The sequence below is a fragment of the Streptomyces beijiangensis genome (assembly GCF_017315755.1).
Classification (GTDB): Bacteria; Actinomycetota; Actinomycetes; order Streptomycetales; family Streptomycetaceae; genus Streptomyces; species Streptomyces beijiangensis.
Window position 1 is genome coordinate 1 of record NZ_JAFLRJ010000138.1, and the last position, 26,799, is coordinate 26,799.

General features: G+C 69.6%; 25 protein-coding genes and 2 tRNA genes. 4 read left to right on the forward strand and 23 right to left on the reverse strand.

What is annotated here, in order from left to right; translation table 11 throughout:
* The first annotated feature begins 81 nt into the window (after window positions 1-81).
* On the forward strand, window positions 82-1,662 hold the full coding sequence (locus J0695_RS15065; RefSeq protein WP_206962540.1) for an NADH-quinone oxidoreductase subunit NuoF family protein: 1,581 nt from the start codon (window positions 82-84) through the stop codon (window positions 1,660-1,662).
* Window positions 1,663-1,718: 56 nt separating this feature from the next.
* On the opposite strand, the gene J0695_RS15070 is transcribed toward J0695_RS15065, so the two are convergent.
* A tRNA-Ala gene (locus tag J0695_RS15070) sits at window positions 1,719-1,791 on the reverse strand.
* 109 nt (window positions 1,792-1,900) lie between these two features.
* On the opposite strand from J0695_RS15070, the gene J0695_RS15075 reads away from it, so the two are divergent.
* Window positions 1,901-3,055 (forward strand): glycosyltransferase 87 family protein, encoded by a 1,155-nt coding sequence (locus tag J0695_RS15075; protein WP_307798633.1) that lies wholly within the window; start codon window positions 1,901-1,903, stop codon window positions 3,053-3,055.
* Here the strand turns inward: J0695_RS15075 and J0695_RS15080 are convergent.
* Both J0695_RS15080 and J0695_RS15085 read right to left on the reverse strand, forming a co-directional pair.
* Window positions 3,024-3,257 carry a hypothetical protein gene (locus J0695_RS15080; RefSeq protein WP_206962541.1) on the reverse strand — a complete coding sequence of 78 codons (234 nt, stop codon included), beginning with the start codon at window positions 3,255-3,257 and terminating at the stop codon, window positions 3,024-3,026. The two genes, J0695_RS15075 and J0695_RS15080, sit on opposite strands and share 32 nt — an antisense overlap.
* A 191-nt stretch (window positions 3,258-3,448) precedes the next feature.
* Complete coding sequence (locus tag J0695_RS15085) at window positions 3,449-4,885, reverse strand: MFS transporter (RefSeq protein ID WP_206962542.1); 1,437 nt, start codon at window positions 4,883-4,885, stop codon at window positions 3,449-3,451.
* Window positions 4,886-4,996: 111 nt separating this feature from the next.
* On the opposite strand from J0695_RS15085, the gene J0695_RS15090 reads away from it, so the two are divergent.
* Window positions 4,997-5,848, forward strand: a complete 852-nt coding sequence (locus tag J0695_RS15090; protein ID WP_206962569.1) for a helix-turn-helix transcriptional regulator — start codon at window positions 4,997-4,999, stop codon at window positions 5,846-5,848.
* A gap of 81 nt (window positions 5,849-5,929) precedes the next feature.
* Here J0695_RS15090 and J0695_RS15095 read toward each other — a convergent pair.
* The 7 genes from J0695_RS15095 to J0695_RS15125 all read right to left on the reverse strand — a co-directional run bounded on the left by J0695_RS15095 (window position 5,930) and on the right by J0695_RS15125 (window position 9,985).
* Window positions 5,930-6,002: transfer RNA gene (locus J0695_RS15095), tRNA-Ala, on the reverse strand.
* Between the two features lie 80 nt (window positions 6,003-6,082).
* Window positions 6,083-6,736 (reverse strand): histidine phosphatase family protein, encoded by a 654-nt coding sequence (locus J0695_RS15100; RefSeq protein WP_206962570.1) that lies wholly within the window; start codon window positions 6,734-6,736, stop codon window positions 6,083-6,085.
* Window positions 6,733-7,188 carry a ribosome silencing factor gene (rsfS, locus tag J0695_RS15105; RefSeq protein ID WP_206962543.1) on the reverse strand — a complete coding sequence of 152 codons (456 nt, stop codon included), beginning with the start codon at window positions 7,186-7,188 and terminating at the stop codon, window positions 6,733-6,735. The genes J0695_RS15100 and rsfS overlap by 4 nt, the downstream gene beginning before the upstream one ends.
* A 62-nt stretch (window positions 7,189-7,250) precedes the next feature.
* Complete coding sequence (locus J0695_RS15110; RefSeq protein ID WP_206962544.1) at window positions 7,251-8,942, reverse strand: LCP family protein; 1,692 nt, start codon at window positions 8,940-8,942, stop codon at window positions 7,251-7,253.
* 19 nt (window positions 8,943-8,961) lie between these two features.
* Window positions 8,962-9,558, reverse strand: coding sequence for a nicotinate-nucleotide adenylyltransferase (gene nadD / locus J0695_RS15115; protein WP_206962545.1), 597 nt, complete (start codon window positions 9,556-9,558; stop codon window positions 8,962-8,964).
* A 38-nt stretch (window positions 9,559-9,596) separates the two neighbouring features.
* Window positions 9,597-9,758: a hypothetical protein gene (locus tag J0695_RS15120; RefSeq protein WP_206962546.1), complete on the reverse strand. Its 162-nt coding sequence runs from the start codon at window positions 9,756-9,758 to the stop codon at window positions 9,597-9,599.
* Window positions 9,759-9,841: 83 nt separating this feature from the next.
* The gene (locus J0695_RS15125; RefSeq protein WP_206962547.1) at window positions 9,842-9,985 is read right to left on the reverse strand and encodes a hypothetical protein; all 144 of its coding nucleotides are present in this window, start codon (window positions 9,983-9,985) and stop codon (window positions 9,842-9,844) included.
* 113 nt (window positions 9,986-10,098) lie between these two features.
* Here J0695_RS15125 and J0695_RS15130 point away from each other — a divergent pair, with 113 nt between their 5' ends.
* Window positions 10,099-11,259, forward strand: coding sequence for a M48 family metallopeptidase (locus J0695_RS15130; RefSeq protein ID WP_206962548.1), 1,161 nt, complete (start codon window positions 10,099-10,101; stop codon window positions 11,257-11,259).
* On the opposite strand, the gene J0695_RS15135 is transcribed toward J0695_RS15130, so the two are convergent.
* The 13 genes from J0695_RS15135 to J0695_RS15195 form a co-directional block, all read right to left on the reverse strand.
* Window positions 11,216-12,310 (reverse strand): SCO2583 family membrane protein, encoded by a 1,095-nt coding sequence (locus J0695_RS15135; protein WP_206962549.1) that lies wholly within the window; start codon window positions 12,308-12,310, stop codon window positions 11,216-11,218. The genes J0695_RS15130 and J0695_RS15135 overlap by 44 nt on opposite strands.
* Before the next feature lie 89 nt (window positions 12,311-12,399).
* Entirely contained in the window at window positions 12,400-12,936 is a 537-nt protein-coding gene (locus J0695_RS15140) for an SCO2584 family spore wall biosynthesis protein (protein ID WP_206962550.1), read from the reverse strand.
* Window positions 12,937-13,039: 103 nt separating this feature from the next.
* Complete coding sequence (locus J0695_RS15145) at window positions 13,040-14,323, reverse strand: glutamate-5-semialdehyde dehydrogenase (protein ID WP_206962551.1); 1,284 nt, start codon at window positions 14,321-14,323, stop codon at window positions 13,040-13,042.
* Window positions 14,324-14,420: 97 nt separating this feature from the next.
* Window positions 14,421-14,906 carry a DUF8830 family protein gene (locus J0695_RS15150; protein WP_206962552.1) on the reverse strand — a complete coding sequence of 162 codons (486 nt, stop codon included), beginning with the start codon at window positions 14,904-14,906 and terminating at the stop codon, window positions 14,421-14,423.
* A 139-nt stretch (window positions 14,907-15,045) separates the two neighbouring features.
* Window positions 15,046-16,173 (reverse strand): glutamate 5-kinase, encoded by a 1,128-nt coding sequence (gene proB, locus J0695_RS15155; RefSeq protein WP_206962553.1) that lies wholly within the window; start codon window positions 16,171-16,173, stop codon window positions 15,046-15,048.
* A 157-nt stretch (window positions 16,174-16,330) separates the two neighbouring features.
* On the reverse strand, window positions 16,331-16,936 hold the full coding sequence (rfbC, locus tag J0695_RS15160; protein WP_206962554.1) for a dTDP-4-dehydrorhamnose 3,5-epimerase: 606 nt from the start codon (window positions 16,934-16,936) through the stop codon (window positions 16,331-16,333).
* 51 nt (window positions 16,937-16,987) lie between these two features.
* Window positions 16,988-18,973 carry a glycosyltransferase family 2 protein gene (locus tag J0695_RS15165; protein WP_206962555.1) on the reverse strand — a complete coding sequence of 662 codons (1,986 nt, stop codon included), beginning with the start codon at window positions 18,971-18,973 and terminating at the stop codon, window positions 16,988-16,990.
* Between the two features lie 194 nt (window positions 18,974-19,167).
* Window positions 19,168-19,959: a class I SAM-dependent methyltransferase gene (locus J0695_RS15170; protein ID WP_206962571.1), complete on the reverse strand. Its 792-nt coding sequence runs from the start codon at window positions 19,957-19,959 to the stop codon at window positions 19,168-19,170.
* Between the two features lie 88 nt (window positions 19,960-20,047).
* Complete coding sequence (gene rfbD / locus J0695_RS15175) at window positions 20,048-20,926, reverse strand: dTDP-4-dehydrorhamnose reductase (protein ID WP_206962556.1); 879 nt, start codon at window positions 20,924-20,926, stop codon at window positions 20,048-20,050.
* Window positions 20,927-20,971: 45 nt separating this feature from the next.
* On the reverse strand, window positions 20,972-22,387 hold the full coding sequence (locus tag J0695_RS15180) for an FG-GAP-like repeat-containing protein (RefSeq protein WP_242552692.1): 1,416 nt from the start codon (window positions 22,385-22,387) through the stop codon (window positions 20,972-20,974).
* 94 nt (window positions 22,388-22,481) lie between these two features.
* Window positions 22,482-23,495 carry a dTDP-glucose 4,6-dehydratase gene (gene rfbB / locus J0695_RS15185; protein WP_206962557.1) on the reverse strand — a complete coding sequence of 338 codons (1,014 nt, stop codon included), beginning with the start codon at window positions 23,493-23,495 and terminating at the stop codon, window positions 22,482-22,484.
* Complete coding sequence (locus J0695_RS15190; RefSeq protein ID WP_206962558.1) at window positions 23,492-24,559, reverse strand: glucose-1-phosphate thymidylyltransferase; 1,068 nt, start codon at window positions 24,557-24,559, stop codon at window positions 23,492-23,494. Before J0695_RS15190 ends, rfbB begins: the two co-directional genes overlap by 4 nt.
* 143 nt (window positions 24,560-24,702) lie before the next feature.
* The gene (locus J0695_RS15195) at window positions 24,703-26,799 is read right to left on the reverse strand and encodes a CDP-glycerol glycerophosphotransferase family protein (RefSeq protein WP_206962559.1); all 2,097 of its coding nucleotides are present in this window, start codon (window positions 26,797-26,799) and stop codon (window positions 24,703-24,705) included.

Consider the following 26,799-nt stretch of genomic DNA (forward strand, 5'->3'; position numbering starts at 1 on the left):
GTACGACGCCGAACCCCTGCCAGGGCCCTTCCAGGCCCCCGCGCCCGGCGCGCCCTGGCACACCCCCGCAGGAGACCGACCGTGAACGCCCCCCTCCCCGACGTCCCCGAGGTCCGTGTCGTCGGCCTCCCCCAGCTGACCTCAGGCTTCGACCTCGTCGAGCGGCTCGACCTCTCCCTGCACCTCAAGGTGCACGGCCCGCTCAAGCCCCTGACCGGCGAACACGTGGCCCAGCTCGCCGACGAGATATCGCTCCGCGGCCGGGGTGGTGCCGGTTTCCCCTTCGGCGAGAAATTACGGGCGGTCGCCAAGTCCGCGATCCGCCGCGGCGTCCGCCCGGTGATCGTCGTCAACGGCAGCGAGGGCGAACCGGCCTGCCGCAAGGACACCGTCCTGCTCAACCGCGCACCCCATCTGGTGCTCGACGGCGCCCTCCTGGCCGCCGAGGCCATCGGCGCACGCACGCTGGTCGTCGGCCTCACCCGTAACTCCACCGAGGCCTCCATGCGCCAGGCTTTCGCGGAGCGCGGACTCACCGACCGGCGCGGCCGCTCGCTGCGCGCGCGGATCGTCCGCACTCCCGAACGCATGGTCTCCGGCGAGGCATCCGCCCTGATCCGCGCGATCGACGGCGGCCCCGCCCTCCCTCCGGGACGCCGCACCCGCGCGGCCGAGTCGGGCGTCGGCGGCGCCCCGACTCTGCTCTCCAACGCCGAGACCTTCGCCCAACTCGCCGTCGCCGCACGGCTCGGACCCGATCGCTACGGCCGCACCGGCCTCGCCACCGAGCCCGGCACCGTGCTGCTGACCCTCTCCGGAGCGGTCGCCCGCCCGATGGTCGTCGAGGTCCCCACCGGAGTCCCGCTGCGGTACGTACTCCAGCTCGCCGGCGCCCCGCCGCTCCCCCAGGGCGTCCTGACCGGCGGCTACCACGGCAGCTGGCTCGACGGGGTCGCCGCGCACGACGCCACGGTCTCCCGTGCGTCCCTGGCCGCACTCGGCGGCGCACTGGGCGCGGGCGCCGTCCTCCCGATCGGCCCCGAGACCTGCCCGCTCGGCGAGGCGCTGCGCATCGCCAACTGGCTGGCAGCCGAGACCGCGGGCCAGTGCGGCCCCTGCAAACTGGGGCTGCCCGCGGCCGCGGGCGGCCTCTCGGACGTACTGAACGGCGGCGGTCCCGCAGCCCTGGAAGCCCTGCGCGAAGTCACCCAGGCGGTGAAGGGCAGGGGCGCCTGCAAACACCCCGACGGCTCGGCCCGTTTCCTCGCCTCCACTGTCTCCACCTTCACCGACGACCTCGCCGCGCATGTGCTCGGCGGCGGGTGCGGCCGCGAGACGCTCGGCGTGCTGCCGCTGCCCGGCCCTGAGGGTTACGCGGAGAAGTCCCTGCCCAGCGGCGAGAAACTGGCCGTCGACTGGACGCTCTGCCAGGGCCACGGCCTCTGCGCCGACCTCGTCCCCGAGCTGATCCGGCTCGGCCCGGACGGCTATCCGGCGCTCGCCGACGCCTCCGTACCGATCCATCTGAGGGGGCGGGCGCAGCGCGCCGTGCGCCGGTGTCCCGCGCTCGCACTACGGATCGAGCAACCGTCCGCCGAGCGCGCGCCCCGCACCGCGCTGCCGACCGCCGAACGCAAGGCCCTGGGCAGCGGCCGCAGTTGACGCAACTGACGCACGAGAAGAGGGCCACCCGTATCGGGTGGCCCTCTTCTTCACTGTGGAGCTAAGGAGAATTGAACTCCTGACCTCCTGCATGCCATGCAGGCGCTCTACCAACTGAGCTATAGCCCCGTGTGCCGTGATTCTTCTGCCGCGGGCTTCCCCTTCGGCTGCGCCAACATTACACGGTCGCTGCGGGCCGCCAAAATCCATTCCGGCCCGGCCGGTACTGTCGCCCTTCGTGACCGTGTCCGCACTCCCCGTAACGCGTCTGCGTGCCCTTCCCACGGCCGCGGGCGTCTGTCTGCTCTCCTTCACGGTCTTCTGGCTGGCGCAGCGCGCCGCCGACGTCTCGATGATCGACCTGATGGTCTACCGGGCCGAAGGGGCGACGGTCCGTGCGGGTCAGGATCTCTACGCGATGCGTACGACAGCCGCCCGCCTGCCCACGACGTATCCGCCGTTCGCAGCGCTGCTGTTCACCCCGCTGACCCTGCTCGGGGTCGCCGAGATGCGTGCGCTGGCGACGGCCGGGAACCTTGCCCTGCTCGTCGCGCTGGTCCATCTCTCGCTCCGGCTGGCCGGCCGCGGAAGCCCGGAGTCCCTCCTCTGGATCTCCGCGCTGGCCGTGTGGTGCGAACCCGTCTGGACGACGCTGCGCTACGGCCAGATCAATCTCCTCCTCGCTGTCGCCGTGCTCTGGGACCTCACCCGGAGGGACGGCCACCGCTGGGCGGGCGTGGCGCTCGGCCTGGCCGCCGCCGTCAAACTGACTCCGGCGTTCTTCGTGCTCTTTCTGCTCGTCGCGGGCGTCGTACGGCGCCCCTGCCGACGTCCGGCCGCGCTGGCCGTTGCGGTGTTCGCCGCCGCGACCTTCGCTGCCGCGGCTGTCCTTCCGTACGACTCGCGCCGTTTCTGGACGGATGCGGTGTTCACCACGAGCCGGGTGGGCCATGCGGAGGACACGGCCAACCAGTCGCTGCGCGGGGTCCTGGCCCGTCTGCTGCACACCGGCGACCCGGGTCTGTGGTGGGTGGCCGCCGCCGCCCTGGCCGGCGCGGCCGGGCTGGCCGTGGCGGTACGGGCCGAGCTGCGCGGGGAGCGCGCCCCCGCGGTCGCCGCCTGTGCGGCCACCGCCCTGCTCGTCTCGCCGGTCTCCTGGTCGCACCACTGGGTCTGGTGCGTACCGGCTCTGGTCCTGATCGGTACGTACACCCGGATCGGGGCGGCCGCGGGCTGGCTGCTCTTCTCCAGCTTCGCCCTGTGGTGGGTGCCGCACGGTCCCGCACGCCCCGAACTCGCCCAGGGCTTCGGTCAGATGACGCTCTCGGCGATCTACCCCCTGCTGGCGGCAGCCGTCCTGGTCACGCTGTGGCGAAGGAGTAGAACCGCTTGAGCGTGCAGTGCTCGTCGAGCAGCCGGCCGTAGATCGGCTCGCCCTCGAGTTCGCGGTAGGTCTCGATCGGGTCGCCCTTTATGACCAGTGCCCGCGCGCATTCCTCGCACCAGTACTGGAAGTCGGGGTTGATCGGGTCCATGTCCCTGACGATGGGCGTACCACTGCCGCACCAGTCGCATTTCCTCCTGTGTGCACCCACGTCAGTTCCAGCTGTGGCCGCAGGCAGTGCACGTACAGGAGATACCGCCGTTGTCACCGAGGACTTGAGCGACCCGGAACGAACCGCAGGACGGGCACGTCAGCTTGCTCGCGGGCATCGCGCTCTCCCTCCCCGTCTCGGGCCGTCGTCCCCCTCCGGCCGTCCGATTCTGCCATGGCCCCGCAAGGGGGTCAGTTGCGTCGGCGTACCAGTCCGGCCACACCTCCGAAGATCGCGGCGATTGCCAGCGCAATGGTGCATATCCACAGCGCATCGGCCGACGCATGCGCCCCCGGCGCATCCAGCCTGGCGAGGAAGAGCGCACCGAAGGCCGCGACGCCGATCAGCTGTCCGAGCTGGGTGACGGTCGCGAGCAGACCGCCGGCGTCCGCCGCGTCCTCGGGCCGTACGGTCGCGAGCGCACCCGCGAAGGTGGGGCTGAAGGCGGCGGAGAGACCCGCACCGATGCCCGCGTACGCCACGAAGATCAGGATGCCTCCACTGCCGCCGCCCTTGAGGACCCAGCCCACCGCCAGAGCCGATACGGCGGTCAGGACGAACCCGGCCGGAATCAGGGACCTCAGCAGCCGGGCCGGCCAGCGCCGCCAGGTCAGCCCGACCGCACCGAAGACCACCGCGGTCGGCGCGAAGGTCAGTCCGGCGCGCAGCGCGCTGAAGCCGAGGCCGCCCTGGATGTGCAGGGTGAGCGCGAAGAGGAAGCCGGAGTTCACCGCCATGACCAGCAGGAGCCGCGCCACCGCCCGGCCCATGCCGTCGATCCTGAGCACCCTGGGCGCGATCAGCGGGGCGCCACCGCGCCGGGCGAGGCCGGACTCGTAGGTGAAGAAGGCGGCGAAGACGACCACGCTGGAGGCCAGCGAGAGCCAGGACCAGAGCGGCCAGCCGAGCTCCTGCCCCAGCACCAGCGGAACGGTCAGCAGGCAGACGGAGGCGGCGAGCAGCACCAGACCGGGCAGATCGAGACCTCGGACGCTCTCGGGCTCCTGACGGCTGTCCCTGGGCAGGACCTTGGCGCCCAGGAACAGCAGCACCGCACCGATGGGGACGTTCACCAGGAAGACCGGGCGCCAGCTCGCACCGAAGAGGTCGGCGCTGACCAGCACCCCGCCGAGCACCTGGCCCGCCGCGGCACCGGTGGCGAGCACCGCGGAGTAGAAGCCGAGGGCGCGCATCCGGGCGGGTCCCGTGAAGTTGCGCTGGATGAGCGAGAGCACCTGCGGGATCATCAGCGCCGTTCCCGCGCCCTGGACGAACCGGAAGGCGATCAACTCACCGGTGCCCTGGGCCAGTCCGCAGGCGAGCGAGGCGAGGGTGAAGAGCGCGAGACCGCCCAGGTACATCCTGCGGTGGCCCAGCAGATCGCCGAGTCTGGCGCCGGTGATCAGTAACACGGCGTACGCGATGGAGTATCCGGCGACGATCAGCTGCAACCCGGCGCCCGAGGCGTGCAGTTCGGTGCGGATGGTGGGGGCAGCGACATTGACGATGAAGACGTCGAGGAGGGCCATGAACTGGGCGGCGAGCACCACTGCCAGCAGCCATCCGGGCCGTTTGTCAGTGCCGGGGGCTTTACTGAGTACAGGAGTTGCCGGGGTCGTTGTCGTCATGGCAGCAAGCCTGACGACGATCCGGTACAGGTAGAGAGAGCCCAGCGATGCTGGTACTGACAGCACCTGGCAGCGGTGGGCCTCTGCACCGACCATGGGGGTGTGACGACGATGGCCGCATCGAAGGACCGCAGGCGGACAGAGCTGGCCGTGTTTCTGCGCAGCCGCCGGGCGAGGGTCACGCCCGGCGACGTGGGCATGCCGGGAGGGTTCCGCCGGCGTACCCCGGGATTGCGCCGCGAGGAGGTCGCCCAGCTCTCCGGGGTCGGCGTGACCTGGTACACCTGGCTGGAACAGGGCCGTCCGATCAATGCCTCGGCCCAGGTCCTGAACGCGGTGGCACGCACGCTCCGCCTCGACGACGCCGAGCGCGAGCACCTGTACCAACTGGCCGAGGTCGCCTTCTGCCCCGACCGCCCGGCGGACGCATCGGCCGTCGGCCCGGACATCCAGGGCATCATCGACGCCCTCGACCCGCACCCTGCCGTGGTCTACAACGCGCGGTACGACATCCTCGCGACCAACCCCGCCTACCGTGATCTCTTCGACGTCCCCGAGATGCGGGAGGGGGACGTACGCAATGTGCTGTGGACGCTCTTCACCATCCCTGACGCCCACTGCCCGGTCCTCTTCCGGGAGAAGGAGCTGCCGGTGATGGTCGCGACGCTGCGCGCCTCGTACGGCCGCCATGTGGGCGAGCCCGCCTGGGAGTCCTTCATCGCCCGCCTCTCGGTCGAGAGCCCGTATTTCGCCGAGCTCTGGAAAAACGGCGACGTGGCTCCACTGGGCCCCCGAATAAAGACCTTCCGCCATCAGTCGGTGGGCGAGATCCGGATGACCTCGGTCTCGCTGTCGATCAATGGGATGCCCGAGTGCCGGATCGTCGCGTACACCCCGAACGACGAGGAGAGCAGCCTGCGGACGATGACGCTGCGCGACAACAGGGAGAAACTCTGGGCCTGAACGGCAGGGGGGCGGAAAACTGCGGGGTCTGAAAACAGAAGATCCCGGCGCCTTCGACGGAAGGAACCGGGATCTTGATTGTGGAGCTAAGGAGAATTGAACTCCTGACCTCCTGCATGCCATGCAGGCGCTCTACCAACTGAGCTATAGCCCCGCTGTCCGCTGTGTCCTTCGCGTTTCCGCGCTGCGAACAAGAAGAACTTTAGCCTGTGACCAGCCGGAAAGTGAAATCCGCTAGTCGTCGTCCCCGAGCACCGGTTCCGGGAGGGTTCCGGCGTTGTGCTCGAGCAGCCTCCAGCCACGTGCGCCCTCGCCCAGAACCGACCAGCAGCAGTTCGAGAGACCGCCCAGCCCCTCCCAGTGACGGGACTCCAGACCGAGCAGCCGGCCGATGGTGGTGCGGATCGTGCCGCCATGGCTGACCACCACGAGCGTGCCGTTGTCGGGCAGTTTCTCGGCATGGTGCAGCACCACAGGAGCGGCTCTGTCGGCGACCTCGGTCTCCAGCTCGCCGCCGCCCCTGCGCACCGGCTCACCGCGCTTCCACGCGGTGTACTGGTCGCCGAAGCGCGCCACGATCTCCTCGTGGGTCAGCCCCTGCCAGTCGCCGGCGAAGGTCTCGCGCAGACCCGTGTCGTAACCGACCTCCACGCCCGAGACGGCCGACAGCTCAGTGGCGGTGGCCGAGGCCCGCTTGAGGTCGGAGGCGACGATCGCGTCCGGCTTCAGCGAGGCGAGCAGCCTGGCCGACCGGCGCGCCTGGGCGACACCGGCCTCCGTCAGCTCGATGTCCGTGGTGCCCTGGAAGCGGCGCTCCAGGTTCCAGGCGGTCTGGCCGTGCCGCCACAGGACGATGCGGCGGCCGCGGCCGCCCTTGCCGCCGTTCAGCTCAGCTCACCGTCCATGTCCAGGCCGCTGCCGGGGGCCTCGCCGCCGTTGAGGTCGGCGTGCTCCTTGGCCTTGCCGCGGGTCTTCACGGCGTCCTCGGGGAGGGGCAGCTCGGGGCAGTCCTTCCAGAGGCGCTCGAGGGCGTAGTAGACACGCTCCTCGCTGTGCTGGACGTGGATGACGATGTCGACGTAGTCGAGGAGGATCCAGCGGGCGTCGCGGTCGCCCTCACGGCGCACCGGCTTGACGCCGAGCTCCTTGCTGAGGCGCTCCTCGATCTCGTCGACGATCGACTTGACCTGGCGGTCGTTGGGCGCGGACGCGAGAAGGAATGCGTCGGTGATCGACAGCACATCGCTGACGTCGTACGCGGTGATGTCGTGCGCGAGCAGGTCAGCGGCCGCCTGAGCGGCGGCGTTGATGAGCTCGATGGAGCGGTCCGTGGCGGTCACAAGCAGGCTTTCGTCGGCGGTCGGGTAGACCTCAAGGGTCTCACGGACCGCCGACGGTCCCGTCAGGGATTTTTGATCTTGTAGTCCTGGCCGAGTACGACCATGACATCGGCGTTCGCCGCGACCGTGCCCTTCTTCACCGCGCCGGTGGACAGACCCAGTGTCTTGGCGACCTCGTCCGCCTTCGCCTTGTCGGCCGTGTCACCGTAGATGACCTGGGACGATGCCACTGCGTTCGCCTTCCCGCCGTCCACGAACGCGAAGCCTCCGTTGACCACCGTGGCCCTCGCGAACTCCTTGCCGTCCGCCTTCCCCGAGGCGTCCTTGACGCTCACCCGGGTCGTCGAACTCGGATCCGGAGCCTTCACCGCACCGCCCAGAATGTCCTTGACCACGCTGCTGCTGGCCGCCTCGGTGAGCGTGCCGTCGCTCTGCACCGGCAGCAGTGCCGTCTTGTACGAGCCCTTCTTGGCGTGCTCGGCGAGCTTGGCGAGCGACGCTCCCAGGTCCGCCTCCGTCATCGACAGGTCGAGGATCTGCGCCAGGTTCTTGACGACGGTCGTCGCGGCATCGGGGACGGACGTGAACTTCTTCAGTACGCCCTGCAGGACCTGTCCGAAGCGCTGCAGCTGTGCCGTCTCGCCCTCGCCGGGTGCCCGGTAGGTGGCGTACGCGACGGCCATCGTGCCGCTGAGCGACTGGGAGGCACCCTTCTTCACGACAGGCTGGGCACCCTTCTTGGTGTCCGGCACGTCGATGTTGGTGTCGACCTCGATGCCGCCCACCGCTTCGACGAGGTTCTCCAGATACGGGGTGTCGAGCCGCCAGGTGCCGCCGATCTTGGCTCCGAAGAGCGTGTCGAGCGCCTCCCTGGTGCCCTCCGAGCCGTCGTCGTCGACCGACTTGCCGAGGGTCGTGGCGGTGCCGTCGTCGTTCGCCACCGAAAGCGAGTTGGGGAGCAGGACGGTGGTGCCCTGCTGGGTGGTGGTGTTGTCGACGAGCAGCGCCGTGGAGGTGGGTCCGCCGTTGGTGGAGTGCAGATGCACCACGATCACATCGCGCTTCTGCGCACTGCCGGCGACCGCGCCCTTCTCGTCCGTGGAGCCCGAGAGACCCGGGATCTTGTCCGCGTACCAGAGGTACCCGACACCGCCGACGACCACCAGCGCCAGCACGACGATCAGCGAGACGACGCGGTTGCGGCCGCGGCGCTTGGCCTCCTCGCGCCGCTCGGAGCGGCTCTCGGTGAAGGCCAGCCAGTCGATGACGTCCTCGGAGTCCTCGTCGGGCGCTTCTATGAACGCGAACTCGCCGGTCTCGTACTCGCGGCTGCCGGGTGCGGGCCGACGCTGCTCGGGGACGGTCGGCTCCGGGGCGGCAGGCGGCTGCTGCTGCCGTTGCGACTGCTGCTGCGGCACCTGAGGCGGCGGCTGAGGCGCCTCCCACTGCTGCGTGGTGTCGACTGCGGGCTGCTGGCCGGTGCCGTAGTCGTGGCCGTAACCGTCGTAGCCCTGCTGCTGGTACGGCTGCTGGGGCTGGGCGGCCTGCTGCTGCGCCTGCGGCTGGGCGTACGGGTCGTAGCCGTACCCCTGCTGCTGCGGCTGCTGCTGCGCGGCCTGGGACTGCTGCTGGGGCTGCTGCGCATACGGGTCGTAGCTCTGGTACACCGGCTGCCCGTACTCGTCGTAACCGACGAGCTGGATCGGCTGCCCGTACTGGTCGTACTGGACATACGGGTTCTGTCGGTCGTTCAACGGTGCCCCTCTCCGCGGTTCATTCGCCGCGGTACAGCTGGCGCTTGTCGATGTAGCGCACCACACCGTCCGGAACCAGATACCAGACCGGATCGCCCTGCGCGACCCGCGCGCGGCAGTCCGTCGACGAGATCGCCAGCGCCGGTACCTCCACCAGGGAGACACCGCCCTCCGGCAGCCCGTCGTCCGTGAGTACGTGACCAGGCCTGGTCACGCCGATGAAGTGGGCGAGCGCGAAGAGCTGTTCCGCGTCCCGCCAGGTGAGGATCTGGGAGAGCGCGTCGGCACCGGTGATGAAGAACAGGTCCGCGTCGGTGTTGGCATCGCGAAGATCCCGCAGGGTGTCGTGGGTGTACGTCGCCCCGCCGCGGTCGATGTCGATGCGGCTGACCGAGAACTGCGGGTTCGACGCCGTCGCGATGACCGTCATCAGATAGCGGTCCTCGGCCGGGGACACCGCCTTGTGACTCTTCTGCCACGGCTGTCCCGTCGGCACGAACACCACCTCGTCCAGGTGGAACTGCGAGGCCACCTCACTGGCGGCCACCAGGTGCCCGTGGTGGATCGGGTCGAAAGTCCCGCCCATCACGCCGAGACGCCTCTTCTGCTCTCCCATGCGTGCAGACCCTACTGGTCCTTGCTGAAGACCAGGACTCAGCGGTCGCGGTTGAAGCGCGTGGTGATCCACAGAAGGAGCAGCAGAGCGACGAAGGCGCCACCGCCTGTGATGTACGGGCTGAGCGATTCGTGGTTTCCGCCCTTTTCGGCACCCTCTGCGAGGGAGACGAGGCTGGCGGCGGTGGTGTGGAGGCTCATCGGCAGGACCTATCCGGGAGTCGGAGCGGGAACTTCAACTTCGGCACATCGTATGCGGGCCTTCCGGGCACGCTCACGCCGACTCAGTCGTTCTTGCGGTATCCGCGCAGCAGAATCCAGGCGAGCAGCCCGGCTCCGACGATCGAGACGACGAGTACCACCCGGATCACATTGCCCGGGCCCTGCTGATCGGATGCGGCAGCAAGCAGCGCCAACTGGTCTGACATGTCGGGTGTGCCTCTCAGGATTCGTCCACAGCCCCCGGCCCAACGGTAGACCCAGGGCATACGCTGAGGGCCGTCAGGGGGACGAGCATGGACTCGACGACAGGGGGAACCCAATGACCGACGATACCGACGACACCAACGGGACCACCGGCGGCAGCGACAAGGTGCCGAGCAGGCAGCGCAAACGCTTCCCGGGCATCTCCTCGCGCGCCTACGAGCACCCCGCGGACCGCTCGGCACTCGTGGCGCTGCGCAAGCTCACCGGCTTCGACACGGTCTTCAAGGCGCTCAGCGGCCTGCTGCCCGAGCGGAGCCTGCGCCTGCTTTTCCTCTCCGACTCCGTGCGGGTGAGCGACGCCCAGTTCGTGCACCTCAACGACATGCTGCGGGACGCCTGTTACATCCTGGACCTGGAGAAGGTCCCGCCGATGTACGTCACGCAGAACCCGCAGCCCAACGCCATGTGCATCGGCCTGGACGAGCCGATCATCGTGGTCACCACGGGCCTGGTGGAGCTGCTCGACGAGGAGGAGATGCGCGCGGTCGTCGGCCACGAGACAGGCCACGCACTCTCCGGGCACTCCGTGTACCGCACGATCCTGCTCTTCCTCACCAACCTCGCACTCAAGATCGCCTGGATTCCGCTCGGCAATGTCGCGATCATGGCGATCGTGACGGCGCTGCGCGAGTGGTTCCGCAAGTCCGAACTGTCCGCCGACCGGGCCGGGCTGCTGGTCGGCCAGGACATACAGGCGTCGATGCGCGGACTGATGAAGATCGCCGGCGGCAACCACCTGCACGAGATGAACGTGGACGCGTTCCTGGCGCAGGCCGAGGAGTACGAGGCGGGCGGCGATCTGCGCGACTCCGTACTCAAGATCCTCAACGTCCTGCCGCGCACCCACCCCTTCACCGCTGTGCGCGCCGCCGAGCTGAAGAAGTGGGCGGAGAGCCGCGACTACCAGCGGATCATGGACGGGCACTACCCGCGGCGCGACGCGGACAAGGACACCTCGGTCTCGGACTCGTTCCGCCAGTCGGCGACCAGTTACGCGAGCGATGTGCGCAACTCCAAGGACCCGCTGATGAAGCTGGTCGGCGACATCGCGGGCGGTACGGCGGACATAGGCGGGAAGCTCCGCGGCAAGTTCACCGGCGGCGGTTCCGCCGGCTCGGGCGCCGAATCCGGCTCCGGGTCCACCAAGACCACTGACAGGCCCAAGGACGACCCTACGAACGACGAGGAGCCGGGGCCGGGCTCGGCTGAGAGCTAGGCGACAGGGTTCCGCAGAGCGAGGCGGTGGGCTGCCCGGTGGCGTACGGATCCGTGCCCGCCGGGCCCTGGGCCGTCGCCTGCTGGCCCGCGAGGAGCGGCCTCAGCGCGGCGGCGGCATCGGCCGAGCAGGCCAGCGGACCGGCCTGTACGTAGGCGGTCTCGAGCTCCGCCCGGTGCTGGCGCAGATCCTCCTGGTCGAAGCGGAAGTGCAGCTCGCGGCGGACAGTGAACAGCGAGACCCCCGCGGCTGCCCCGGTCCCCGCGCCGGCGGGCCGCAGCGCGTAGGTGAAGGTGTGGTCCGAGATCACTTCCAGCGCGCCCGCGCCCGCCTCGGCGAAGCTCAGCGTGCCCTGGACCCGTACTTCGGCGGCGAGTGCCACCTTCGACGGGTCGAAGCGCACCACCCAGCCGGTCGCCTCGTGCCGCCCGTCGTCGACCGGTGAGCTGAAGCTCCGGTCGAACTGCTCGAACTGGCCGGGGTCGAGGAGCACCCGCACCGGCCGCACCGCGCTGCCCGTGAGCACATCGGGGTCGAGCGAGGACTCCACGATGTAGTCCTTGGCGGTGGTCAGCGCGGTCGTCACCTGGCTGTCCGCGAAGTGGTCGGTCCGGCTGACCGCGGGCAGGTTGACCCCCTCGGCACCGATCCTGAACTGGGCGGCCGGGCTGTGCGCGAAGAGGTCGACCGCGCTGCCGCCCACCACCGTCTTCTGGGGCGCCAGCGGTATCACCGTCATCCGGGCGGGCTCGGCCTTCGGGGTCTCCGGCGCCTGGTAGGGATGGCGCACACCCATGTAGATCGCCGTACCGAACGCCATCAGCAACAGCACCACGAGCAGAGCCGCCTGCTTGGATCCGCTCCGCAGCGAGAAGGCGGACCGGCTGCGCACGGCCCTGGCGTGCTGCCCCATCCGCTCCTGCGCGGAGAATTCCTGCAGCCGGGCAGCGCGGACGAACGATTCGTCGAAGACGACGGACCGGTACTCGTCCTCGCCACCGCTGGGGAGGCCTTCAGGTGTTCCCTCGGGTGGCTCTCCGCGCCCCGTCATACCTTCAGAGTAGGTCGCGGAACGGGAAGGTAAACGCCCTGGTACACGACAACTTCTGACGAGTTCTCACTCTGCCGCCCAGGATGTCCTCAGGGGGTGCGCGGGACGGCCGAGACGGCGGGCACCGAGTAGTCCGCGGACGCCGAAGGGGCGGCCGCTCCGGGGGCGTCGATCCCGCTGGACGCGGGCAGCGGCACCTGGCTCTCGCGGCCGGCCGCCGCGCCCCGGTAGACGGCGGCGAAGGCCAGTGCGACCATCCCCACGCCGAGCACCATGGCCAGCATCCAGGCGATCGGCCGGTGCCAGCGGGCCGATCCGCGGTACGGGCGCAACGCGCCGCCGTGGCGTCCGTAGGGACCGGCCTCCGGCGTGCTCAACTCCCCCGTGCCGTAGGCGTCGTAGCCGGATCCGTGGCGGTAGTCGTCGTGCGCGCCGTCGCCGCCCGCCCGCGCCCGGGCGGCCTCGGCCGCCGCGCGCGCCTCCGCGGCGGCCAACAGCCGCTCCACGGCGCTCGGTTCGTGTATCGCGGCGGCTCGTACGAACTCCTCGTCGAACACCACGGAGGCGAACTCGTCGTCCGAGCCCCCGCGGTCGTCGTCGGGCCTGTTCCCCACGTCGTCCGCCACGGATTCAGAGTAGACCGGGACGGGCGATTTAGGCAGGGAGAGTACGAAGTTGCCCGGTCCACGACCCGCCCACGGCCGGCCCTACCGGATCCCTTCCGGATCCCTACCGGATGTGTCCGTCGCCCGTCACGATGTACTTCGTCGAGGTCAGCTCGGGCAGCCCCATCGGCCCGCGCGCATGGAGTTTCTGCGTGGAGATCCCGATCTCCGCACCGAATCCGAACTGCCCCCCGTCGGTGAACCGGGTCGAGGCGTTCACCGCGACCGCGGCCGAGTCCACGAGCTGGGTGAAGCGCCGCGCCGCCTGCTGCGACGACGTCACGATCGCCTCCGTGTGCCCTGAGCTCCACAGCCGGATGTGGTGGACCGCCGTCTCCAGCGAGTCCACGACGGCCGCCGCGATGTCGTACGACAGGTACTCCGTCTCCCAGTCCTCGGCGGTGGCGGCCACCACGGTCGCCTTGGACCCCTCGGCGTACGCCAGGACGCGCTCGTCCCCGTGCACGGTCACCCCCGCCTCCGCCAGCGCCTCCAGCGCCCGCGGCAGGAACGCCTCCGCGATGTCCTGGTGGACCAGCAGCGTCTCGGCCGCGTTGCACACCGAGGGCCGCTGCGCCTTGGAGTTCAGGAGGATCGCGACCGCCATGTCGAGGTCGGCGGTCGCGTCCACGTACACATGGCAGTTGCCGGTGCCGGTCTCGATGACCGGGACGGTCGACTGCTCGACGACGGTACGGATCAGGGATGCGCCCCCGCGCGGGATGAGCACGTCCACCATGCCGCGGGCCCGCATCAACTCCCCCACCGAGTCACGGGATTCGCCCGGTACCAGCTGTACGGCGTCCGCGGGCAGCCCGGAGCCGCCGACGGCGTCGCGCAGGACCCGTACCAGCGCCGTGTTGGAGGCGTAGGCGGACGAAGAGCCCCGCAGCAGCACCGCGTTGCCGGACTTCAGGCAGAGCGCGGCGGCGTCGACGGTGACATTGGGCCGGGCCTCGTAGATGATCCCGACGACACCGAGCGGCACCCGCACCTGACGCAGATCGATCCCGTTGGGCAGCGTCGAGCCGCGCACCACCTCGCCCACCGGGTCGGGCAGCGCCGCCACGTCCCGCACATCGGCGGCGATGGCACGGATCCGCTCCGGGGTCAGCGTGAGCCGGTCGACGACCGACTCGCTGGTCCCCGCGGCCCGCGCCTTCGCCACGTCCACCGCGTTCGCCTCGACGATCTCGGCGGTCCGCACCTCCAGCGCGTCCGCCATCGCCAGCAGCGCATCGTCCTTGGCGGCACGCGGCAGCGGGGCGAGGTCGGCCGCGGCGGCACGGGCACGGTAGGCGGCCTGAACGACCGGGGACTGGTCGGAGAGCGGCGAGAGCGAGGTCATGCCCGCAGACTAATGCGCCCGCTCCGGCCGTCCGACCGCAATCCCAGTCTCCGAGACAGCGGCCGGGACCCGGCGGGACAACCGGCGCGACAACTGCTCAGAAGGGATGGACACCCACCGGCGCGGCCGGCGGCGGTCCGTAACCCTCGGCGATCCGCTGGTGGTACGTCTCGCGGTCGATGACCTCCAGGCCGACGATCTCCCACGGCGGCAGCTTCGCGGTCTGCCGGTGCTCGCCCCACAGCCGCAGCGCCACGGCCGCCGCGTCGTGCAGGTCACGCGCCTCTTCCCAGTAGCGGATCTCCGCATGATCGACTGCGTACCGGCTGGTCAGCAGGAAAGGGTGGTCGTGGGCGAGCTGTTCGAGGCCTCGTCTGACCTCCTTCAGCGGAGCTTCGGCACCGGAGACGCTCAGCGTGATGTGCCAGAGCTTCGACAGCGCCGTGCTGTCCGCGCACTCCCCCCGCGAGCCCTCGTCGGGCCCTGACTGCTGGCTGTCGTCGAAGTCGGTCCCCGCACCGACACTGGTCAGGGTCCGCTCCCCGGCCCCTCGGGGCGGCGACCCCGGGCGCGCTCGTCTCACCGGCGGCCTCCTGTGATGCTGCGTTGCGGCGTGAAGCTGTAGCCCTGCTGTACCCCCGAGACAAAGTTGACCAGCCCGACGGGGCTCGCGGGGCGGTTTCCGTAAAGGTTCCTGTCAGAAGGCTGGACTTTCAGCCGTTTCAGGGCTTCAGCAGGACCAGATCGTCCCTGTGTACGACTTCACGCTCGTACGCGGGACCGAGTTCCTTCGCCAGGTCGCGGGTCGAGCGGCCGAGCAGCTGAGGGAGCTCCTTGGCGTCGAAGTTGACCAGTCCGCGGGCGATCGCCCGCCCTTCGGTGTCACGCAGCTCGACGGGGTCGCCGGCACTGAACTCGCCCTCGACGGCGGCGATCCCGGCCGGCAGCAGCGAGGAGTGCCGCTCCACGACGGCCCGTACAGCCCCGTCGTCGAGGGTCAGGGCGCCCTGGGGCGTCGAAGCGTGCTGCAGCCAGAGCAGCCGGTCGGCGGAGCGGCGGCCCGTGCGCAGGAAGTACGTACCCGTGGAACGCCCCGCGAGGGCGTCGGCTGCCTGCGAGGCCGAGGTCAGCACGACCGGGATGCCCGCGGCCGCCGCGATCCTCGCCGCCTCGACCTTGGTGACCATGCCGCCGGTGCCGACCCCCGCCTTGCCCGCGGACCCGATGGAGACGTGCGCGATGGATTCGGGGCCCGCGACCTCGTCGATGCGGGTCGTGCCGGGTTTGGCCGGATCGCCGTCGTAGAGGCCGTCCACGTCGGAGAGGAGGACCAGCAGGTCGGCGCGTACGAGATGGGCGACGAGGGCGGCGAGGCGGTCGTTGTCGCCGAAGCGGATCTCGTCGGTGGCCACGGTGTCGTTCTCGTTGACGACGGGCACCGCGCCCATGGCCAGGAGCTGGTCCAGGGTGCGGTAGGCGTTGCGATAGTGGGCGCGCCGGCTGGTGTCGTCGCTGGTGAGGAGCACCTGGCCGACCCGGATCCCGTACCGCGCGAAGGAGGCGGTGTAGCGGGCGACGAGCAGCCCCTGGCCGACGCTGGCGGCGGCCTGCTGGCGGGCGAGGTCCTTGGGGCGGCGGGTCAGTCCCAGCGGGGCGAGGCCTGCGGCGATGGCGCCGCTGGAGACCAGCACGATCTCCTTCTCGCCGCCGCTGCGCACCTTGGCGAGTACGTCGACGAGTGCGTCGACGCGGTCGGCGTCGAGGCCGCCCGACGCGGTGGTGAGGGAGGAGGAACCGACCTTGACGACGATCCTGCGGGCGTCAGCGACACCCTGCCTTGCGCCTGCCACCGCGTTGCCCCGTCCCTGCTCTGTACGGACCCGGAGTCCCGGGGAGTCCCGGCCGGAAGCCTACGTGAGGCTTCCGGCCGCGCGCTCGGGGGTTTCCGGCGGGGGTCCGGGGCCCGCGGCGCCGGCCGCTGGTGATTCAGCCCCCCGGGAGATGCAGTCAGCGGGTGGGACGGCCGCTCAGCCGCGTACGGAAGGAGACGCAGTCCTCGTATTTCGGCAACAGGCCCTGCGCCTCCGCCTCGGCGAGGGTCGGCGCCTGCGCGTCCTTCGGGGACAGCAGCGGCTCGATGCCCTCCGGCCACTCGATGGCCAGATCGGCGTCGAGCGGGTTGATGCCGTGCTCGCGGGTGGGTGCGTAACCCTCCGAGCAGAGGTAGACGACGGTCGCGTCGTCGGTCAGTGCGAAGAAGGCGTGGCCGAGGCCCTCGGAGAGGTAGACCGCGTGGTGGGTCTCGTCGTCGAGGCGGACGATCTCCCACTGCTTGTACGTCGGGGAGCCGACGCGGATGTCGACGATCACGTCGAGGATCGCACCGCGCACGCACTTGACGTACTTGGCCTGGCTGGGCGGCACGTCGGCGAAGTGGATGCCGCGCAGGGAACCCCGCTTGGAGACCGAGCAGTTGGCCTGTACGAGGTCGAGGTCCTGACCGGTGGCCTCACGGAAGTCCGCGCCGCGGAACCACTCGTGGAAGCTGCCGCGGTCGTCGGGGAAGACCTTCGGCTCGTGGACCCAGGCACCTTCGATGGAGAGAGGTCGCATGTTGTGTCGCGTTTCCTTTGTACGTGTTTGTGCGTGGGGGTGCTGTGGAGGCTACTTCACCAGGGTGCGCTTGATCCGTCCGGCCACCCGGCGCAGCAGCGAGCGCTTCCGCGGTGCGGCCTGGCGGGCCGTCCTCGCGGCCTTCGTGGCTGCCTTGGACGCCGTGGCCGCGCCGTCGACCGACGCGGTCGTGACGACCTTCGCCGTGCCGTCCGCGGCGACCTCGAGGCCGACCGGCAGCACGGTCCAGCGCGGGGCGCCGCGCTTGGCCGACGGCAGCCCTAGCTCGATGCGCACCCGGCGGCCCGCGAGGCCTTCGGCGGGCAGTTCGGCCGACAGTACGGCGGCCTCATCGCCCGGTTCCAGCGAGGCGTCAGCCTCGAAGGACCTGCCGTCAGCCGGCGACTTGAACCGCACCTTGACGGCCTCGGTCCCCGCCGGGTCCAGCCGCAGCGGCAGGGCGATGCTCCGGCCGTCGAGCGTGACGTCCTGCGGGGTGATTCCCTGGACCTCGCGGTCGAACTTGCTGGTGGCGTGGTCGACGTCGAGAGAGAGGTTGCCGGGCCCTTCGGTCCAGTACGGAAGGACCAGGCGGCGCGGCGAACCGGTGAGCGAGCCCCTGCGGCTGTTCGTCACGCTGTCGGGGTGCAGGGAGCCGAGCCGGGCGGTCTTGGCCCATGCGGCGATGTTGACCCGCAGGAAGACGTCCCAGATGCTGCTGGACAGCGGCGCCCCGTTGGCCCCGGTCTCCGGGTCGACGGTCGCCTGCGCGCGGAGGAAGAAGCGGAAGGATCCGTCCTCGTTCTCCTCCCTCACCCGCGTCAGCTGACACGGCTGGTAGAACTCCGCGGCGGTGGTCCGCTCCCGTACGACCAGATCGACGCTGCTCCTGTCGAGCGCGAACGCGACATCGGCCCCGAGCTCGGTGAACAGGTCGAGGTGGTCCCCGTCGTCCTCGCGGCGGAAGGGGAGCGGCTTGTCCTCGAAGGTGTACTCGGCGGTGAAGTCGACCTTGAGCTTCTCGTCCTCCCAGGCCAGGCCCTCAAGCCGCCCGACGGGCCGCATCTGTGCCTCGGACTCGGCGAGCTTCTCGAGTTCGGGGAGCTTGTCGGCGACGATCAGCTGGACGACAGCCCGCTGGATCGGGGACATCCCGCCCATGACGCCAGGGCCGAAGCGCTCCTCGGTCACCTTCCGGATCTCGGTGAAGAGCTCGGCGCGGTAGTCCTCCGGCAGGCTCAGCAGCCGCTGCCCGCGCAGCCGTTCGACCATCTCGTTGCGCAGCCAGCGGCGGTGGAGCATGTCGCGGACGGATCCGGGCTCGGTGTGGCGGTCGACGACGTCCAGGGCCTCGCGGAGGTTCGTGAAGTACCCCACCGGGTCGAAGCGCTGGAAGCCCGCGTTCGAGGCGTCGTCGCGCTTGATGTGGTAGTAGCAGAGGTAATCGCTGAGCACCGAGACATTGGAGGCCAGCAGATAGGCCTCGGCGACGAAGACATGGTCCTCGAGCCGCCGACGGCCCTCCTTGAAGCGGAGATTGTGCCGGTCCAGGAATTCCTTGCGGAACATCTTGTGCGGGGTGAGGCTGCCGATCAGGCCGGAGTTCCTGACCGACATACGCGGCTGATTCGCACGGAACAGCGCAAGCGGAACAGGACGGCCTTTTCCTGCCATCTTGCCGAGAATGACATCGGCCTCGTTGGCGACGCCGTAGTCGTACATCCGCTCAAGCGCTTCGTCGCCGATCCAGTCGTCGTTGTCGACGAACATCACGAACTCGCCCTGCGCTGCGGCTATTCCGACATTCCGCGGCTTCCCGGACCAGCCGGAGGGCTCCTGATGGATGACGTGCATGTGCGGGTGCTCGGCGGCGAGCGCGTCCAGCCGGGCGGGTGTCGCGTCGGTCGAGCCGTCGTTCACGAAGATCGCTTCGTACTCGTCGTCCGGCAGGCTCTGGCGGAGGAGCGAGGCAATGCAGTCCTCGATGTACTCGCCCGGGTTGTACACCGGGATGACCACGCTCACCTTGACGGCCATGCAGAAACCTCATCTGGAATCAGGATTTTCGGCGCGATGCCTCAGCTTCGGCGCACGCCCCTCAGGATATCCGGTACAGACGCCAGCTCCGCCGGGCCCGAGGGAGCACCGGCGGAGCAATGGGAAGGCTGTGAAATGCCTTTGTGACGGCCCGGTTTCGAAATCGGCCGCCCGTATACGGAACAGCCTGTCCGTTACGCGAGCGCCTCGATCTTGCGGCGCACGTCGGTGAATGCCGAACGCGAACGGCGCAGATTACGGGCGCGGATCAGACCCGGCCAGAAATCGGCACGGAGCAGCGCCTCGGGAGACACCGCCGTCTTGCGCGTCAGGACCTCATCGGGGACATCCTGGGGGTCGTCGACGATGTACTCCTCCAGAATGGAGTCGTACTTCGACTTCAGTACGGAATTCTCCGGGTCGGCGCCGAAGATGAGCACCTGGCCGGTCGGCGCGGTGTCCACCTCGACGACCACCAGGTCGGGGCGGAAGCGGCGCAGCACGGTCGCCACCTTGAAGACGTCGCCGGTCCAGGCGCCGGTGTGCCGGTCGCGGGCCGCCTCGTCGATGTTGCGCGGCAGCATGTCGTCGAGCACGATCACGCTCGACCAGTGCGAGTGACGCTCGACGTTCATGAAGTCACGCAGTGCGAACTCGAAGATGTGCATACCGTCGATGAAGGACAGTTCGAGCTTCGGGTCGCCGCCGAGCAGATGCAGCGGATCCTTGCGGGCGAGCGCACGGAAGGGGTTACGGCCCGTCCGCAGGTGCAGCAGCGGATCCTTGCGTGCGAAGAAGTCGTCGCTGGTCGCCTTGACCAGGTGGACGTCGCAGCTGAGCGAGGTCACCACCTTGAAAGCGGGGTCGATCGCTACCGTCGGAACCCGGGAGAGTGCCAGGCTCCGGCCGTCGTTGACCCCGATCTCCAGATAGTTACGGGGCTTGTACACATGGTGCAGATTGCGGAGAAAGTCATGGCGGTGCAGTGGAAACAGCCCCTTCACCGAAAAAGTCAACTGGCTTGATTTCGGATGAACTTACTGCGTAGCGGGGCTGTCCGTAAACACCTGCAGGTCAGTCGGTTGCCACAAGATTCGGAAAGGCCTTGCGAAGGGCTTCCGACCAGCCCTGAATGGGCTCGATTCCGGCTGCCGACCAGCGGTCGTGGCCCAGCACGCTGTACGCGGGCCGGGGAGCAGGCCGTACGAAGGCCGCACTGGTGGTCGGGCGGACCCGCTCGGGGTCGGCGCCCAGCGCCTCGAAGATGGCCCGGGTGAAGCCGAACCAGGTCGTCTCGCCGCCGCTGGTGCCGTGGTAGACACCGGCCGGCGCGGTCCCCGCGAGGGCGCCGCGGCCGAGCAGGACCAGGCGGTCGGCCAGGTCGGCGGTCCAGGTGGGCTGGCCGCGCTGGTCGTCGACGACGTCCAGGGTGTCCTTGATGCCTTCGAGCTTGATCATCGTCTTGACGAAGTTGGGGCCGCCCGCCCCGTACAGCCAGGCGGTACGGACCACATAGCCGGTCTCTGGCAGCAGCTCCAGGACCGCCTGCTCCCCCGCCAGCTTGGTGCGCCCGTACGCGCTGCGCGGCCCTGTGGGCGCGTCCTCGGCGTACGGCTTCTCGCCGTCGCCCGCGAAGACATAGTCCGTGGAGACCTGCAGCAGGACGACACCCTGCTCCGCGCAGGCCTCGGCGAGGCGCCGGGGCCCGTCCCCGTTGATCGCCAGCGCCTCGTCCTCGCGGGACTCGGCGTCGTCCACGGCCGTCCAGGCGGCGCAGTTGACGACGACGGCGGGGCGGTGCTCGGCCAGGGAGGCGCGCACGGCGGCGGCGTCCGTGATGTCGAGCGCCTTGCGGTCCAGGCCCACGGCCCGCTCACCGTCCCCGGCCAGTCGGGCCATGACGTCCTGCCCGAGCATTCCGCCCGCTCCGGTGATCAACCAGCTGCCGCTCATACCGCTCCCGCTTTCCTCACGTGCCTGCGTACGCACCGAGCCTAGTCAGCCCAGCACGAACCCGAACCACGCGGCCGTGGCAGGAGCTCCGATGCCCTTCGGTCCGAAGAGCAGCGCGGCGTCGGTGGTGATGCCCTCCGGGCGTCCCCTCAGCAGCCAGACGGCGCCGTTCCTCGCGTCCTCGAAGGTGGCCGAGGCGGCCAGGTCGGCGTAGCCGTTGCCGTTGATGTCGACGAGACGCACCGCGGAGCCGAACGCGTCGCCCTTCTCGGCGGCCCCGGGGACCGCAGCGGTGTCCTGGCTGAAGGACTGCGCGCCGGTTCCCGTCAGCCCGGCCTTGGAGCCCTTCAGCAGGGTCACCGAGCCCGTGCTCTCGATGGTGCCGATCGCCTCGCCGGGCGACCCCACCGCGACGTCGTCGATGCCGTCGCCGGTCACGTCACCGACGGCCAAGGAGTCACCGAAGCCGTCCGCACCCTCGGAGGCTCCCGGGACGCCCGGAGTGTTCTGGGTGAAGTCCGAGACAGGTCCGCTGAGACCGGTCTTGGAGCCATAGGTGACCACGACGTGGTTCCCGTTCCCCCCGATGAAGTCGTCGTACCCGTCGCCGTTCACGTCCCCCAGCCCGACCGTGCCGCTGGAGGCACCGCTCCCGTGGTAGTCACCGTCCCTGTCGGCCAGCCCCGAGGCGCTGCCGTAGAGGAAGTACGAGTTGTTGTTTCCCTCGCCCTGGTACGCGCCGACCGCCAGGTCCGCGTAGCCGTCGTGGTTGACGTCCCCGCTCACCGCCGAGATCACCTCGGTGGCGCCGATCCTGCTCGCGCTGAAGTCGGCCGTCCTGGCGGGCTTCCCGGCCCGTGAGACCGGTCCGAACCAGATCACGGCCTCCGTACCGGCCGGATCGTCGTGCCTGGAGTGCGCGGTGCGGAAGAGCGCCACGTCCGTCTTGCCGTCACCGTTGAAGTCGCCGGTCTGCGAGAGCGAGCGGTACTTCGGTACGGAGGTGCCGCTCGACAGCCCGCTCGGCGAGCCCCAGACGATGACCGAGTCCTCGCCGCCGATGCCGCCGACGACCAGGTCGGCGTAACCGTCGCCGTCAAGGTCCCCGTGGGAGAGGGTGTACCCGAAGCCGACGCCCGCCTCGGGCGCGCCCGGGATCCCGGTCGTGGCCCGGCTGATCACGGTGCGGTTCGCGGTGGAGAGTCCGTGCGGGCCGCCGTACATCACGGCCGCGTACCCGGCGTCGGCCAGCCCGCTCACCGTGCCCCTGGTGCCGCTGACCGCGAGGTCCGCGTATCCGTCCCCGTTGAAGTCGTCCTGTACGGAAGCCTTCGCCGCCGGAGCGGCCGCCACCGCGCCGCCAACACCGCCCGCGATCAGCGCACCGGCGGCGCCGACCGCCAGCAGGGACAGACGAGTTCGCCTCAGGTTCATCGAACGGCCTTCCGAAGACAGTGTCATGACCACTCAAAAAGACTCGCCGGGGCGGAAGTTGGTTGCACCGTAAAGGAGTGCAACCTTCCGCCCCGGCGAACAGGGTCTCTCACACCTCGTGTCAGGCGATCGAGGCGCGCTCCTTCAGCGGCTCCCACCAGGCACGATTGTCGCGGTACCACTGCACCGTCTCGGCCAGGCCCTGCTCGAAGCTCTTGCGCGGTACGTAACCGAGCTCCTCGCGGATCTTGGTGCAGTCCACCGAGTAGCGGCGGTCGTGGCCCTTGCGGTCCTCGACGTACTCCACGCTCTCGTCCCAGTTCGCCCCGCACGCATCGAGCAGCATCCCGGTGAGCTCCTTGTTGGAGAGCTCCGTGCCGCCGCCGATGTTGTAGACCTCGCCCGCGCGGCCCTTGGTGCGGACCAGCTCGATGCCCTGGACGTGGTCGTCGATGTGCAGCCAGTCGCGGACGTTGGCGCCGTCGCCGTACAGCGGCACCTTCTTGCCGTCCAGCAGATTGGTCACGAAGAGGGGGATGACCTTCTCCGGGAAGTGGTGGTGCCCGTAGTTGTTGGAGCAGCGGGTCACCCGCACGTCGAGGCCGTGTGTGCGGTGGTACGACAGCGCGATCAGGTCGCTGGAGGCCTTCGCCGATGAGTACGGCGAGTTGGGCTCCAGCGGGTGGGTCTCGGGCCAGGAGCCCTCGTCGATCGAGCCGTAGACCTCGTCGGTGGAGATGTGCACGAAGGTCTTGATGCCGGCCCGGTGGGCCGCGTCGATCAGGGTGTGGGTGCCCACGACGTTCGTACGGACGAACTCGGCGCCCCCGTCGATGGAACGGTCGACGTGCGACTCGGCGGCGAAGTGCACCACCTGGTCGTGGTCGGCCATCAGCCCGGCGACCAGCTCGGGGTCGCAGATGTCGCCCTCGACGAAGGCGAAGCCGGAGTGGTCGCGCACCTCGTCGAGGTTGGCCGGGTTGCCCGCGTAGGTGAGCTTGTCGAGCACCGTGATCGCCACGTCGCCCGGGCCCTCGGCACCGAGCACCGTACGGACGTAGTGGGAGCCGATGAAACCGGCGCCGCCGGTCACCAGAATCCGGGTTGGGCGGGCGGGAGAAGAAGGGGTCGTCATGAAGAAATCTGCACCTTGCTGTGGTCGCCGAGCACGAGTCGGTGAGCTGCGGGGTTACGGGGGGCGGGGGTCACCTCGACGTCGCGGCCGATGAGCGAGGCCTCGACGCGGCGCACGCCCGTGATGGAGGCGCCCCGCAGAACGATGGAGTACTCGATCTCGCTGTCCTCGATCCGGCATCCCTCTGAGACCGAGGTGAAGGGACCGACGTACGCGTCGCTGATCACGGTGTTCGCGCCGATGATCGCGGGTCCGACGATGCGCGATCCTGTGACCTGGGCACCCGCCTCGACGCGGACCCGGCCGATGATCTCGCTGGCCTCGTCGACCGTGCCCTCGATGACGGGCTCGACCGTCTCCAGGACGGACCGGTTGACCTCCAGCATGTCGGTGACGTTGCCGGTGTCCTTCCAGTACCCGGAGATGGTCGTGGAGCGCACATCGCGCTTCTCGTCGATCAGCCACTGGATGGCGTGCGTGATCTCCAGCTCGCCGCGCCCGGACGGCTCGATGGACCGTACGGCCTCGTGGATCGCCGGGGTGAAGAGATAGACGCCGACCAGCGCCAGGTCGCTCTTGGGGACCTTCGGCTTCTCCTCCAGGGCCACCACACGGCCGCCGGCATCGAGCTCGGCGACACCGAAGGAGGTGGGGTTGGGGACCTTGGTGAGCAGGATCTGGGCGGCGGGGCGGTCGCTGCGGAAGCCCTCGACAAGACCGGTGATGCCACCGACGATGAAGTTGTCACCGAGGTACATCACGAAGTCGTCGTCGCCCAGGAAGTCCTTGGCGATGAGCACGGCGTGGGCCAGGCCCAGCGGCGCGTCCTGCGGGATGTAGGTGACCTTGACGCCGAAGCGGGATCCGTCACCGACGGCTTCGCGGATCTCGGCGGCGGTGTCGCCGACGACGATCCCGATCTCGGTGATGCCCGCGTCGGCGATGGCCTCGATGCCGTAGAAGAGCACCGGCTTGTTGGCCACCGGCACGAGCTGCTTGGCGGAGGTGTGCGTGATCGGGCGCAGACGGGTGCCCGCCCCGCCGGAGAGTATGAGTGCCTTCACGTTTCCTGTCCCATGCCCAGTCGTAGCCGGAAGTTCGGCATCCGTTCCCTCGAATCCTATCCGCGGTGTATGAGAAGCGACTGTGGCCGCCTGCGCAAGTGAGCACAGACAGCCACAGTTGGTCACGCAGGGTTACGCACTGATCAGCCTGCGACCGCCGTGTCGACCCCGGTGACATCGGAGTCGTTGAGCCCCGGGGCGGCAAGGGGATCCGAGACGCGCTGGGCCACGCCCTGATTGCGCGTCTCGGCCTTGGCGGCCAGGTTCCGTACAGCGGTGTTGAACTGCTCCATCGAGGTCGGCTCGTCGGGGCCGAGCAGATACTGCTTCAGCTCGCGCCGCTCGACCGCCATCGGGTCGGCGGCCGAGCCGGTGATCGCGTCGAGCAGATCCCCGATCTCCGCAGCCGAGTTGGAGAGGACGACGGCGGCGCGCACGGCGGTGTTCTGCCGCTTGAACTCGTCGACGCCCAGCTCTGCCGAGTCGGTGACCGCGTACGGCTTGCCGCTCGCGATGAAGTCCGAGACGACGCTGGAGATGTCGGAGACCATGCCGTCGGAGACGTTGAAGCAGTCGTAGAGATGCGGCTCGGCGCCGGTGACGATCTTGTGCTCCCACCACCCGAACGAGCGCCAGTACGCCTCGTTCCACTGCTTCTTGAGGCTGGTGGTCTCCGCCTCGCGGGCCGGATCGGCCAGCGCCACACGCGACTCCTCGGCCTCGTCACCCGCGGACTGTCCCGCACTGGCCAGCTCGGTCAGCCTGGCTCCGATACGGGCCAGCTCGGCCCGGGCCGAGACCCGGTCCCCCTGCGAGGCGGCGGCTTCCTTGGCCCAGCGGGCATCGGAGGCGCGCTCGGCGGCGGCCTTCTCCACCATGGCGGTGATACGGGCGTGGGCCCCGGCGGCCTTGCGGCTGCGGGTGCCGGTGAAGGGGTGGGGCTTGTAGAGCACCCGTACGGGGTGGTCCGCGTTCAGCAGCCGCTTGACGATGTTCTCGCCGGCCAGCAGCAGGGAGGTGTTGCCCGGGTTGTCGTCCCAGCCCTCCCAGGTGGGGGCGTACAGCACGGTCGGCACCGGGTTCGCGGGAGCGCCGGTCCACGTCTTGATGGGCGCCAGCTGCGGGCGGCCCACCTCGACGATGTCCTCGTCGCGCACACCGACGTCGGCCAGCGCGTAACGGTCGCGGCCGGCCCGGCCCGCGGTCCACACCTCGTCGTACACCTTGCTGAACGGGTTGACGCTGGCGAGCTTGTCGCTGTCGCCGTGCCCGATGAAGACGTGCTTCATGGTGGGCACCCGGAGCAGGTGGATGTTCTTGCCGACGTTGGCGGCGTACAGCGCGACGCGCACCGTGGAGAGGTTCATGTTCATCAGGTGCACCCCGCCCGGCACGCAGATGACGGGCACGGAGGTCGAGCCGAGCTGCGGGACGATATTGCGCTCACGCAGGATGATCAGCGGCCGTCCCTCGACGTCCCGCATCGCATCCAGCCACATATTGGCCTGGTAGGCGGAGTCCTTGGAGCCGGAGAAGTACAGCACCACGGTCGGCCGGTACTCGACCAGCCACTTGTCGATGACCTTGAGCACCGCGTCGGGGCCGGGGACCCGGCGGCCCTTGCGGATGTACGGAACCAGTATGGCGATGTAGAGCGCACCGAGGACCAGCGTCGCGGCGATGCCGATGTACCCGAAGGTGTGGTTGCCGCCCTGGGCGGCGATCAGCAGTCCGGCCACCGCGAAGACGTCGAGGTGGAGCATCTTCTCGGCTGAACGGTTCAGCAGCCGCTGCGGCGGGGCCGCGGGGATGCGGATGCCGGCGAGGTCGACGTTCCGGGTCACCACCGGCATGGTGCGGCGGAGCCGGATGAGGGTGGTCAGGGTGCCGTGCGCCGCCTGGAGCCCGTAGAAGACCAGGAAGCAGGCGACCGCCGCGTAATAGACGTTCGCCTCGGCGAGATCCAGGCGCGCGAGCAGCAGGATGAGCAGCAGCTCACGCAGGAGGAAACGGATCGACAGGCCTGCCCGCACCTTGGCCAGGCGATTGATCAGATAACTGCCGCGCTGGTGCAGATACCAGTCGGCGACATACGTCACGACGGTGGCGGCGGCGAAGAACCAGATATTCGGAATCAGTGCGGCGATCATCACGCACGGGTAGCCGAGCCCCATGAGGACTGCTGCGGCCAGCTCTGCGCCACTGCCCACACGGGCCAGTCGAATGGCTGTCGAAATCAC